This window comes from Nocardioides exalbidus (assembly GCF_900105585.1).
GTDB classification, from domain to species: Bacteria; Actinomycetota; Actinomycetes; order Propionibacteriales; family Nocardioidaceae; genus Nocardioides; species Nocardioides exalbidus.
Genome location: NZ_FNRT01000002.1, coordinates 3,873,270 through 3,885,336 on the forward strand (window position 1 = coordinate 3,873,270; position 12,067 = coordinate 3,885,336).

General features: G+C 72.4%; 8 protein-coding genes. 3 read left to right on the forward strand and 5 right to left on the reverse strand.

Features of this window, described 5'->3' with window-relative positions; genetic code table 11:
* The first annotated feature begins 16 nt into the window (after positions 1 to 16).
* Both BLV76_RS18810 and BLV76_RS18815 read left to right on the forward strand, forming a co-directional pair.
* Positions 17 to 1,075, forward strand: coding sequence for an ATP-binding cassette domain-containing protein (locus BLV76_RS18810; RefSeq protein ID WP_090971103.1), 1,059 nt, complete (start codon positions 17 to 19; stop codon positions 1,073 to 1,075).
* A complete protein-coding gene (locus BLV76_RS18815; RefSeq protein ID WP_090971105.1) occupies positions 1,072 to 1,890 on the forward strand; it encodes an ABC transporter permease in 819 nt (272 codons plus the stop codon). Before BLV76_RS18810 ends, BLV76_RS18815 begins: the two co-directional genes overlap by 4 nt.
* Here the strand turns inward: BLV76_RS18815 and BLV76_RS18820 are convergent.
* The 4 genes from BLV76_RS18820 to BLV76_RS18835 form a co-directional block, all read right to left on the reverse strand.
* Positions 1,874 to 5,020 (reverse strand): ATP-binding protein, encoded by a 3,147-nt coding sequence (locus BLV76_RS18820; RefSeq protein ID WP_090971107.1) that lies wholly within the window; start codon positions 5,018 to 5,020, stop codon positions 1,874 to 1,876. The genes BLV76_RS18815 and BLV76_RS18820 overlap by 17 nt on opposite strands.
* Positions 5,017 to 5,937 carry a site-specific tyrosine recombinase XerD gene (xerD, locus tag BLV76_RS18825; RefSeq protein ID WP_090971108.1) on the reverse strand — a complete coding sequence of 307 codons (921 nt, stop codon included), beginning with the start codon at positions 5,935 to 5,937 and terminating at the stop codon, positions 5,017 to 5,019. Before xerD ends, BLV76_RS18820 begins: the two co-directional genes overlap by 4 nt.
* The gene (gene ald, locus BLV76_RS18830) at positions 5,934 to 7,049 is read right to left on the reverse strand and encodes an alanine dehydrogenase (RefSeq protein ID WP_090971110.1); all 1,116 of its coding nucleotides are present in this window, start codon (positions 7,047 to 7,049) and stop codon (positions 5,934 to 5,936) included. The genes xerD and ald overlap by 4 nt, the downstream gene beginning before the upstream one ends.
* A 79-nt stretch (positions 7,050 to 7,128) precedes the next feature.
* The gene (locus tag BLV76_RS18835) at positions 7,129 to 7,743 is read right to left on the reverse strand and encodes an NUDIX domain-containing protein (protein ID WP_090971112.1); all 615 of its coding nucleotides are present in this window, start codon (positions 7,741 to 7,743) and stop codon (positions 7,129 to 7,131) included.
* A gap of 46 nt (positions 7,744 to 7,789) precedes the next feature.
* Between BLV76_RS18835 and pepN the strand changes: the two genes are divergently transcribed.
* A complete protein-coding gene (pepN, locus tag BLV76_RS18840; RefSeq protein ID WP_175539751.1) occupies positions 7,790 to 10,246 on the forward strand; it encodes an aminopeptidase N in 2,457 nt (818 codons plus the stop codon).
* 117 nt (positions 10,247 to 10,363) lie between these two features.
* Here pepN and BLV76_RS18845 read toward each other — a convergent pair whose 3' ends face one another.
* A complete protein-coding gene (locus BLV76_RS18845; RefSeq protein WP_090971116.1) occupies positions 10,364 to 12,058 on the reverse strand; it encodes a CTP synthase in 1,695 nt (564 codons plus the stop codon).
* Between the last annotated feature and the right edge of the window lie 9 nt (positions 12,059 to 12,067).

The following is a 12,067-nucleotide window of genomic DNA, read 5'->3' on the forward strand; positions in this document are numbered from 1 at the left end:
GCGCAGGCTTCCCGGCATGACAACGACCACTCCTGACCTCGCGGTGCGCGCCGCGGGACTCGTGAAGAAGTTCGGCGACCAGCGCGCCGTCGACGGCATCGACCTCGAGGTCCACCAGGGCGAGGTCTTCGGCGTGCTCGGCCCCAACGGCGCCGGCAAGACCACCATGCTCCGGATGCTCGCCACCCTCCTCCACATCGACGAGGGCGAGGCCACGATCTTCGGCCGCGACGTCCGCACCGAGCCCCACGCCGTACGTCGCCTCCTCGGCGTCACCGGCCAGTACGCCTCCGTCGACGAGAACCTCACGGCCACCGAGAACCTGTGGCTCTTCGCCCGGCTCCAGGGTGTCGGCCGCACCGAGGCCCGCACCCGCGGCGCCGAGCTGCTGGAGCAGTTCGACCTGACCGAGGCGGCGAAGAAGCCGATCTCCGCGTTCTCCGGAGGCATGCGCAGGCGCCTCGACCTCGCCGCCAGCCTGCTCACCCGTCCGCCGCTCATCTTCCTCGACGAGCCGACCACCGGCCTCGACCCCCGCACCCGCGGGCAGATGTGGGACACCATCCGCGACCTGGTCCGCACCGGCTGCACCGTGCTGCTCACCACCCAGTACCTCGACGAGGCCGACCAGCTCGCCGACCGGATCGCCGTGATCGACCGCGGCGTGAAGGTCGCCGAGGGCACCGCCGACGAGCTCAAGTCGTCGGTCGGGCAGTCCACGCTCCAGCTCCAGCTCGCCGACCCGGCCGACCTCGCGGTCGTGGCCGACGAGGCGCGCCGCCTCGTCCGTGAGGAGGCCGTCCTCACCCCCGAGGCCCGCCGCGTCAACGTCCCGCTGACCCGCACCGACCAGGCCGTCGACATCCTCGTGGCGCTCCGCGACCGCGGCATCACGATCGAGTCGGTGACGGTCCAGAAGCCCTCGCTCGACGAGGTGTTCCTCGCCCTGACCGGCCACGACACGACCGATGGCGACACCACCCAGGGTGCCGCCGACCCCGACCACCCCGACCACCCCGATCACCCCGACCACCCCGACCAGCAGACCGACCACCAGATGGAGGCCGCCCGATGAGCGCCATCACCGTCACCGACCCCGCCGAGATCGCCGCGGCGGGCGAGCACGTCAGCCTCGCCGACACGCTGAGCCAGACCATGACCCTGGCGTGGCGCGCCACCATGAAGATGCGCCGCAGCCTCGAGGTGATGTTCGACGTCACCATCCAGCCGCTGATCTTCACCGCGATGTTCGCCTACATCTTCGGCGGCGCGATCTCGGGCGACGTCGGCAGCTACCTGCCGCTGATCATCCCCGGCCTGATCGGCCAGACGGTGCTCACCGCGTGCGTCGCCACCGGCGTCCAGCTCCGCACCGACATGGACACCGGCGTCTTCGACCGCTTCAAGGTGCTGCCGATCTCGCGCATCGCACCGCTCGCCGGGCCGATGGTGGCCGACCTGCTGCGCTACTTCATCGCCTCGGTGCTCACCTTCACCGTCGGCATCGCCATCGGCTACCGCCCCGGCGGCGGCGTCCTCGGTGTCGCCGGCGCGGTGCTCCTCGCGATGGTCGCCGGCTGGTCGCTCGCCTGGATCTTCACGCTCTTCGGGATCCTCGGCCGCAACGCCCAGGGCGTGCAGGGCATCTCGCTGCTCGTGATGTTCCCGCTGACGTTCCTGTCGAACGCCTTCGTCCCGACCGAGACGATGCCCGCTCCCCTGCGCGCCTTCGCCGACGTCAACCCGGTCTCCCTGGTGATCAGCGCGATCCGCGACCTCGCCAACGACGGGGCGGTCACCGCCAACGTCGGCTGGGCCTTCGTGGGCTGCGCCGTGGTCATCGCGATCTTCGCGCCGCTCTCGGTGCGGGCGTTCAACCGGAAGATGTGACCCAGCCGCGCCGCACGCGGTCCAGCACCGCAGCTGCCTCGGGCAGCAGCTCCGGCCCGGGGCGGTCGGCCAGCTCAGAGACGAGCCGGCCGACCAGCCCCGGCTCGAGCGTCTCCGCCAGCTCCGCCATCGGCTCCCAGGCCATGACGGGGACGCTGCGGTTGTAGGACCAGCGGTGCGCGACGGCGAGGAGGAGGACGCCGTCCGCACGCTGCTCGGCCCCGCCGTAGCGCAGCACCCACGCGGCCAGCGAGACCAGGAGCACCCCGTTGAGCGGCAGGTCGGTGAACCACAGCCGCTCCGCCGTGAGTCCCGGTCCCGCTCCGACGAGGAGGTCGCGGAGCTGGGCAGCGCGCTCGCCGTCGGTGCCGTCGCCGTAGCGGACGCGGCTCACCAGCGCCGCGGACGCCGCCAGCATCAGCCACGGGTTGATCCCGCCGCCCGGGTCGGCGTCGATCACCATGTCGACGATCTCGTCGTAGCGCTGGATCGCCAGCTCGTGCTGTCCGCGGGCGATGGCCAGCTCGGCCTGGGCGGCCTGCCAGGTGAGCCGCGCCCCCATCTGCGCGGTGTCGCCGTCGGGCATCCCGAAGGCCTCCAGCATCGCCTCGGCCTCGTCGACCCGCCCGTCCATGAGCGGCGCGATCGCCGTGGCGACCTTCAGGCTGTAGGCGTCGGTCAGGGAGTGCACCCGCTCCAGCAGCGGCCACGCGGCCGCGGCATGGCGCGCCGCAGCGTGGTGGTCGCCCACCGACATCGCGAGCTGGCTCAGCTCGGCGTGCAGGGAGGCCGCGATGTAGGGCGGCAGCGGGCCGAGCGCGAGGGCCTGCTCGGCGTACGCGTAGGCCACCGCGACGTCACCGATGTTCTCCGCGACCAGGGCCGCCCACAGCAGGAGGCCGCCCGCCACGGCCGGCCGGTCGCCGGCGGACGCCGCCGCGACCGCGGCCAGCCGGTCCGCGGCCTCGACGGGCTCGGCGTCGACGTGGATGGTGCGTCCGATGAGGCCCCACGTGCCCCGGGGCTCCGGGCCCTGGACGAGCAGCCCCCGCAGCCCGGTCAGGTCCACACCGGGCATCCAGCTCAGGTGCACCATCAGCACCCCGGCCGCGGCCTGCGCGTCCTCGTGCAGCCCGTCGGGGACGTCCCATCCGTTGAGGAGCTCCGTCGCGGCGTCGCAGACCGCGAACAGCCGGGGCTGGTCGCCGGTGATGGTCCAGAGGCTGCCGAGCAGCGCCACCATGCGCGCGACCAGGGGGCGGTCTCCCGACGCCAGGCCGTGGCGCAGCACGTCGGTGAGGTTGTTCTGGTCGCGGACCAGGTCGTCGACGGCCTCGGCCTGCCCCTCGGCGACCACGAGGTCGCCGTAGGCGTCCGCGAGCGACAGGGCCCAGGCGTGCTGGGCCGCGGTGGCGTCCGCGAGCCCGCCGGTCCGGTCGAGCTGCGCGGCGGCGTACTCGCGGATGGTCTCCAGCGCGCGGAACCGGGTCCGGCCACCGTCCTCCCCCATGACCAGCAGCGACTGCTCCACGAGCACGTCGACGAGGTCCGGGCCGTCGGGTCCGAGCATCGCGACCGCGGTCGCCCGGTCGAACCCGTCCTGGAAGACCGACAACCACGCCAGCGCTCGCTGCTCGTCGGGCGCGAGCAGGTCCCACGACCACGCGATCACCGCCTCGAGCGTGCGGTGCCGGTCGGGCGTGCTCCGGTCCCGGGTGCGCAACGCGGCGAACCGGTCGTCCAGCGCGGCCCCGACCTCGGCCACCGTCATCGTCCGCACACGTGCCGCCGCCAGCTCGACCGCGAGCGGCAGGCCGTCGAGCCGCTCGACCACGCCGCGCACGGCCTCGGCGTCGAGCACCGCATCGGGTCGGGTCGCCGTCGCCCGTCGCACGAACAGCTCGACCGCGTCGTCGCCGCTCAGCTGGCTCAGGGGCACGGCGCGCTCGGCGCCCAGCCGCAGCGGTGCCCGGCTCGTCGCCAGCACCTGCAGGTCACGGGTCGTGGCGAGCAGGAACGCGACCAGCGAGGCCACCGGCTCCAGCACGTGCTCGCAGTTGTCGAGCACCAGCAGGGTCGGGCCGGTGTCGAGCTCCTGCGCGATCCGGGAGCGTACGTCGGCCTGCTGGGCCGGCGACAGCGTCAACCTGGTCGCCATCGACCCGCGCACGCCGAGGGCCGCGCCGACCGCGGCCACGACGTCGTCACCCGCGCCGACGCCGACGAGCTCGACCACGTGGACGTGCGGCAGCCGCGACTCGCGAGCCAGCACCTGGGCGATGCTCGTCTTGCCGATGCCTCCCGGACCGAGCACCGTCACCAGCCGCGACGACGCCATCGCGCTGCGGAGCCGGGCCAGGTCCTGCTCGCGGCCGAGCAGGCCGCCGCCGTCGTCGTAGGTCACTCCGGTGCGCACCGGGTCGTCCGCGGCCAGGAGCTCGCGGTGGAGCCGCTGCAGCTCGGGAGCCGGGTCCACCCCGAGCCGGTCGGCGAGGTCCTCCCGATAGGACTCGTAGCGGCCGAGGGCGACCGCGGGCCCGCCCACGGCGGCCATGCTCCGCAGGAGGTCGGACAGCACCCCGGCGTCGTCGACCCATCGCTCGGCAGCCGCTTCCAGCAGGGGCAGCGCCTCGGCGTGCCGACCCTGCCGGGAGAGCGCGCGCCCCAGCAGGTCGTCGGCCGCCTCGAGGGTCCTCGTCGCCAGCGCACGCAGGTGCGCGAGGGGCCCGCTCGTGTCGCCGACAGCCGGCTCGGGGCACGAGCGCGCGGCCTCGGCGAGGTCCGCGGCCCGCAACGCGTCCCCGTCCCGCAGCGCCTCACGGGCGTCGGCGACCTGGAGCCCGAGCGCGAGCACGTCCACCTCGTCGGAGTCCAGCCCGAGCCGGTACCCGTTCTCGGTGAGGTCGACGACTCCCGGCGCGGTGCTCGACCGCACCCGCGACACGAGCACCTGCAGCGCCTTGCCGGGTGTCGCCGGCGGATCGTCCTCCCAGACCTGGTCCACCAGCTGCGCGACCGTCAGGCCCCGCGGCTCGAGCACGAGCGCCGCCAGCAGCGCGTGCGGGCGCCCGCCCACGAGGGGCGCGCCGTCCCACGACGGGGCGCCGAGCAGGCGCAGCCGGATCGTCATTCGCGCGCCCGCGGGTGCGCCGTGGCGAAGACCTCGCGCAGGTTGTCGACCGTCACGAGGGTGTAGACCTGCGTGGTGGTCACCGAGGCGTGGCCGAGGAGCTCCTGCACCACGCGCACGTCGGCGCCGCCGTCGAGGAGGTGCGTCGCGAAGGAGTGCCGCAGGGTGTGCGGGGAGACCGAGGCGGTGACCCCGGCCCGTTCGGCCGCCTTGACCAGCACGGCCCACGCGCTCTGGCGCGAGAGCCGGCCGCCGCGGGAGTTGAGGAACATCGCCGGGCCGCCGGAACCGCTGCCGACCAGGTCGGGCCGGGCGCGGGAGACGTAGGCGGCCACGGCCTCGCGGGCGTAGCCGCCGACCGGGACGATCCGCTCCTTGCCGCCCTTGCCGCGCAGCAGCACGGTGCCGTCGACCTGGTCGAGGTCGTCGACGTCGAGGCCGACGGCCTCGGAGATCCGCGCGCCGGTGCCGTAGAGGAGCTCGAGCAGTGCCCGGTCGCGCAGCGACAGCACGGTGTCGGGCGCCCCGGCCGCGTCGAGGATCGCCTCGACGTCGGAGAGCGGCAGCGCCTTCGGCAGCCGCTTGGCGGGCGTCGGCGGCTTCACCGCGGCGGCAGGATCGGCCACGGCCAGCCCGTCGGACACCGCGAACTTGTGGAAGCCGCGCACCGCCACCACCGTCCGGGCAGCCGACGTCGCGCTCAGCGGCGGGTGTGCCTCGCTGCCCTCGCGCAGGCTGACCAGGAACGCGGCCACCGTCACCTCGGTGACCGCGTCCAGGTCGTCGATGCCCTGGGCCGCCAGGAACTCGTCGTAGCGGCCCAGGTCACGGGTGTAGGAGCTGAGCGTGTTCGCCGCCAGGCCGCGCTCGACCGCGAGGTGGTCGAGGTAGGTGCGGAGGGCCCGGCTCAGCGTCACGCAAGAACGGTATCGAGAGCCGCCGACTCGATGCCGACGGCAGCGCCCACGGGAGCGTTGGTCAGCTGGCCCGCGTGGGTGTTGAGGCCCAGCGCGAGGCTGCGGTCGTCGCGCAGCGCCTGCTGCCAGCCCTTGTCGGCCAGCGCGACGGCGTACGGCAGCGTCGCGTTGGTCAGCGCGTAGGTCGAGGTGTTCGGCACCGCACCGGGCATGTTGGCCACGCAGTAGAAGACCGAGTTGTGCACCTCGTAGGTCGGGTCGTCGTGCGTGGTGGCGTGGGAGTCCTCGAAGCAGCCGCCCTGGTCGATCGCGATGTCGACGAGCACCGATCCGGGCTTCATCCGCGAGACGAGGTCGTTGGTCACCAGCTTCGGAGCAGCCGCACCGGGGATCAGCACCGCGCCGATCACCATGTCGGCCTCCATCACCTGCTGCTCGATCGCGAGCTTCGACGACGCCAGGCCGTGGACCCGGTTGTCGTAGCGCCAGAACGACATCCGCAGCTTGTCCAGGTCGGTGTCGAGCAGCGTCACGTCCGCGCCCATGCCGAGCGCGATGTTGGCCGCGTTCTGGCCCGAGACACCGGCGCCGATGATCACGACCTTCGCGTTCGCCACGCCGCCGACACCGCCCATCAGGACCCCGCGACCGCCGTTGGCCTTCATCAGCGAGTACGCCCCGACCTGGGGCGCGAGGCAGCCCGCGACCTCCGACATCGGGTAGAGCAGCGGGAGGCCGCCCGAGGGCAGCTGGACGGTCTCGTAGGCGATGCCGGTGACCTTGCGGGCCATCAGCTCCTCGGTCAGCGGCTTGTCGGCGGCGAGGTGGAGGTAGGTGAAGAGGGTCTGGCCCTCCCGCATCCGGCCGTACTCCTCCGCGATCGGCTCCTTGACCTTGAGGATCATCTCGGCCGAGCCCCACACGTCGTCGGCCGACTCCAGCATCGTCGCGCCGGCTGCGACGTACTCCTCGTCGGTGATCTGCGAGCCCTGGCCCGCGGACTTCTCGATGACGACCTCGTGGCCGTGCTGGACCAGCTCGTGCACGCCGATGGGGGTCAATGCCACGCGGTACTCGCGGTTCTTGACTTCCTTGGGTACGCCGACCTTCATTCCTTGCTCCTCGGGTTCTGAGGACCCACCACGATGTGGGCCGCCTCACAGCGGGAGCGACACTACTCCGGGACGACCCTCACAGTGGGCCGAGGTCGCCGCCCAGGTCCCCGCGTTGCTTCAGCACGGTGTACGCCAGCACGGCCTGCGCCAGCGGACCCTGCCGGACCCTGCCGTCGAGCACCGCCTCGAGCAGGTCCGACACCGGCGCGCGGAACAGCTCCATCTCCGCCTCCTCGTGGCGCATCTCGAAGTCGCCGCGCGGAGCGTGGCTGAGCCCGCGCGCCAGGAAGATCTCGTGGACCTCGTCCGAGATGCCCGCGCTGGCGTAGGTGCTGAGCAGCAGTCGCCACTCCGACGCCTCCAGCTCGGCCTCCTCGCGCAGCTCCCGCCTGGCCGTCTCGACAGGCGGCTCGTCGCCGGCGTCGCGCAGTCCTGCGGGGAGCTCGACGAACTCGTGGCCGCTGGTGTGGCGGTACTGCCGCAGGAGCACCGCCTGCTCGTCCTCGTCCACGGCCAGCACGACGACCGCGCCGGGGTGCTCGAGGCTGATCCGGGTGAACTCCTCCGGGTGCCCCGGGCGGGTGATGGTGTCCTCGCGCAGCGCGACGATCCAGGCGTCGCGGTGGAGGTCGCGGGTGGCGACCACGGGCCAGGACGTCGGGCGGTCGGCCAGCGGCTCGGGCTCAGGCATGGCCCAGACGCTAGCGCGACGGGCCGAGATGAGTAGGTTCGCCTCCATGACGCTGTCGACGCTCACCTCATCCGCTGCCGCCGCGCGCTCCGCGCTCCTGGAGGTGCAGCGCTACGACATCGCGGTCGACCTGACCGGGCTGCTCGAGGGTGAGGTCTGGAGGTCGGTCAGCACGATCACCTTCACGTGCGCCGAGCCCGGCGCGACGACCTTCGTGGACGTCTCGATGGACGTCCACGCCGCGACCCTCAACGGCGAGCCGGTCGACGTGTCAGCCGCCGCCGACGGGCGGCTTCCCCTGCCCCCGCTGGCGGCCGACAACGTCCTCGTCGTCGAGGCGAGCACCGCCAACACCGCTGCCGGCGAGGGCATCCTCCGCACCGTCGACCCCACCGACAAGCTCGTCTACGTCTGGACCAGCCTCGAGCCCGACGAGGCCCGCCGGATCTGGGCGTGCTTCGACCAGCCCGACCTCAAGGCGCCGCACAGGTTCGTCGTGACCGCGCCGTCGTCGTGGGTCGTCACCTCCAACGGCGCACCCGAGTCGGTCGTCGACGCCGACCCCGACCTGGCTGTCGACGCCCGGGTCTGGACCTATCCCGACACGCCCCGGCTGTCGACCTACGTCGTCGTGATCAACGCCGGCCCGTTCCACGAGGTGCGCCAGCAGCACGACGGGTACGACCTCGGCTTCTACTGCCGCCAGTCGCTCCGGCCGATCCTCGAGCGCGACCTCGACGAGCTGGTCACGCTGACCCGCCAGGGCCTCGCGTTCTTCGGCGAGCGGTTCGCCTTTCCCTTCCCGCAGTCGCGCTACGACCAGGTCTTCGTGCCGAACCTCGGTGGGGCGATGGAGAACTGGGGTTGCGTGACCTACGGCGACGGTCAGCTCTTCCGCACTCCCCCGACCCACGCCCAGCGCGGGGTCCGCGCGGAGTTCATCTTCCACGAGATGGCGCACATGTGGTTCGGCGACCTCGTGACCATGCAGTGGTGGGACGACCTCTGGCTCAACGAGGCCTTCGCGTCCTGGGCGGCCAACTGGGGCATGGCCCGCGCCAGCGAGTTCTCCGAGCAGTGGGCGACGTTCCTCGCCGCGTCCAAGCGCACCGCCTACGAGATGGACATGAGCCCGGCCCGGCACCCCATCCGCAGCGAGGTCCCCAGCGTGTCCGCGGCGATGTCCAACTTCGACGCGATCACCTACGTCAAGGGCCAGAGCGTCCTGCACCAGCTCGTCGCCTACATCGGTGAGGACGCGTTCGTGGCCGGGCTCCGCGACTACTTCAGCCGCTACGCCTACTCCAACACCACCCTCGACGACCTGATGGACTGCTACTCCCGCGCCTCCGGCCGGGACCTGTCGGCGTGGACGAAGGCGTGGCTCGACGAGGCCGGGACCGATGTCGTGTCCCTCGTCGACGGCGAGCTCGTCGTCGAGACCACGGACGACCAGGACCCGCGCCCCCACCGACTCGACATCGCCGTCTTCGACGCCTCGGGCGACGACCTCGTCGCCGTCGGTCGGTCGTCGCACGAGATCACGGGTGGGCGGACGCCCGTCGACCTGCCGGCCGGCGACCTGCGGCTGGTCAACGCCGGCGACCTCACCTTCGCCGCCGTCAAGCCCGACGCCACGTCGCTCGGCCTCATGCTCGAGCGGATCCAGCAGCTCGACGACCCGCTCGACCGCGCCCTCGTCGCGGCGACCGCCGGCCAGCTCCTGCTCCTCGGCGACGTCGCACCACGGGACGTCGCAGCCGCGCTGTCCCGCGCCCTCTCGACGGAGACCAGCCTGTCGCTGATCGAGCCCTTCCTCGGCCAGGCCCTGCAGGTGGCCGACCGCTGGGCGCCGGCCGCCGAGTCCCCCGTGCTCCTGAGCGCGCTCGCCGACGCCGCCTCCGGGCTGGTCGGGCTGCCCGACGCGCGTCAGGCAGCCCTGCGCACCCTGGCCGCCTCCGCGTCGACCGACGCCCACTGGGCGGTGCTCGAGGACGCGGCAGCGCAGGCGACCGACCTCGACCTGGCCTGGCGGATGGCCGTGCGCCGCTCCGAGCTCGGTGACTACGACGCCGAGCGGGTCGCGCGGCTCCTCGAGTCCGACCCCGATCCCGACGCCGGGATGCGCCGCCTCGCGGTCCTCGCCGCCCACCCGAGCGTCGAGGCCAAGGAGGAGGTGTGGCGCGCGTTCTTCGTCGACTACTCGGTCCCGGCCAGCCGCGACACCCTCGTCCTGGGCTCCACCTTCTGGCGCCCCGGGCAGGCCGAGCTGCTCGCGCCCTTCACCCACCGCTACCTCGAGGAGCTGCACACGCTCAAGGGCGGGCTGCTCAACCAGGGCCTCACCGTCCGGGCCATGTACCCGCTCGGCGCCGGCGACGCGTCCTTCCTCGCCGCCGCGCAGGCGACGGCCGAGGACCCGGACCTCTTCGCGTACGCCCGCAACCAGCTTCGCGCGAACTCCTTCGTGCTCGGCCGGATCCTGCAGGCCCGCCAGCTCTGACCGGGCGCTTCGTCCCCGTCCCGCACGCCGACCGGGCAGTTCGTCCCCGTCCCGGACGCCGACCGGGCACTTCGTCCCCGTCCCCGACGGTGACAGGGCACTCCGTCCCCGTCCGGGTCAGTCGTCGACGACGTCGTCCTTGCGGCGCAGGCCGGACTCGTCGATCGGGAACCGCTCCGAGCGCTGCCGCTCGATCGCCGCACCCACGAGTCCCGCGAAGAGCGGGTGCGGACGCGTCGGCCGCGAGCGCAGCTCGGGGTGGGCCTGGGTGGCGACGTAGTAGGGGTGCACCTCTGCCGGCAGCTCGACGAACTCGACGAGGCCGAGCTCGGGGTTGATGCCGGAGAAGACCAGTCCGGCCTCGGCCAGCGTCTCGCGGTAGGTGTCATTGAACTCGTAGCGGTGGCGGTGCCGCTCCTCGATCGTGTCGCTGCCGTACGCCGTCCGCACGACGCTGCCCGGGAGGAGGTCGGCCTTCTGGAGGCCGAGGCGCATGGTGCCGCCGAGGTCGCCTGCGCCCTCGACGAACTTCTTCTGCTCCTCGATGGTCGAGATGACCGGCTCCACGGTGTCGGGGTCGAACTCGGTCGACCCGGCCTTGGTGAGCCCGGCGACGTTGCGGGCGTACTCGATCACCATGCACTGCAGGCCCAGGCACAGCCCGAGCGTCGGGATGCCGTGCGTGCGGGTGTAGCTCAGCGCACCGAGCTTGCCCTCGATACCGCGCACCCCGAAGCCACCGGGCACGAGCACGGCGTCGACGTCGGAGAGCTGCTTGGCAGCGCCCGCCTCGGTCTCGCACAGGTCGGAGGCGACCCAGCGGATGTTGACCTTGGCCGAGTGCGCGAACCCGCCGGCGCGCAGCGCCTCGGCAGGCGAGAGGTAGGCGTCGGGCAGGTCGATGTACTTGCCGACCAGCGCGATCGTCACCTCCTCCTCGGGGTGGTGCACGCGGCGGAGCAGGTCGTCCCACGTCGTCCAGTCGACGTCGCGGAACGGCAGGTCGAGGCGGCGCACGATGTAGGCGTCGAGGCCCTCGCGGTGCAGCACCTTCGGGATGTCGTAGATCGACGGCGCGTCGGCCGCGGTGACGACGGCGTCGTCGTCGACGTCGCACATCAGCGCGATCTTGCGCTTGATCCCGTCGGGGAGCTCGCGGTCGGCGCGGCAGACGATCGCGTCGGGCTGGATGCCGATCGATCGCAGCGCGGCCACCGAGTGCTGGGTGGGCTTGGTCTTCAGCTCGCCGGACGGGCCGATGTAGGGCACGAGCGAGACGTGGATGAAGAAGCAGTTGTCGCGGCCGATCTCGTGGCGCGTCTGGCGCGCGGCCTCGAGGAAGGGCAGGGACTCGATGTCACCGACGGTGCCACCGATCTCGGTGATCACCACGTCGATGTCCGAGCCCCCCATCGCCAGGATGCGGTCCTTGATCTCGTTGGTGATGTGCGGGATCACCTGCACCGTGTCGCCGAGGTAGTCCCCTCGACGCTCCTTGGCGATCACCGTCGAGTAGACCTGCCCGGTCGTCACGTTGGCGATCTGGTTGAGGTCGGTGTCGAGGAACCGCTCGTAGTGGCCGATGTCGAGGTCGGTCTCGGCACCGTCGTTGGTCACGAAGACCTCACCGTGCTGGAACGGGTTCATCGTGCCCGGGTCCACGTTGAGGTACGGGTCCAGCTTCTGCATCGTCACGCGGAGGCCACGCGACTTCAGCAGCTGCCCGAGGCTCGAAGCCGTGAGGCCCTTGCCGAGCGAGGAGGCGACGCCTCCGGTGACGAATACGTGCTTGGTCGGCGTGCGGCTCTTCACGGGCTTCGA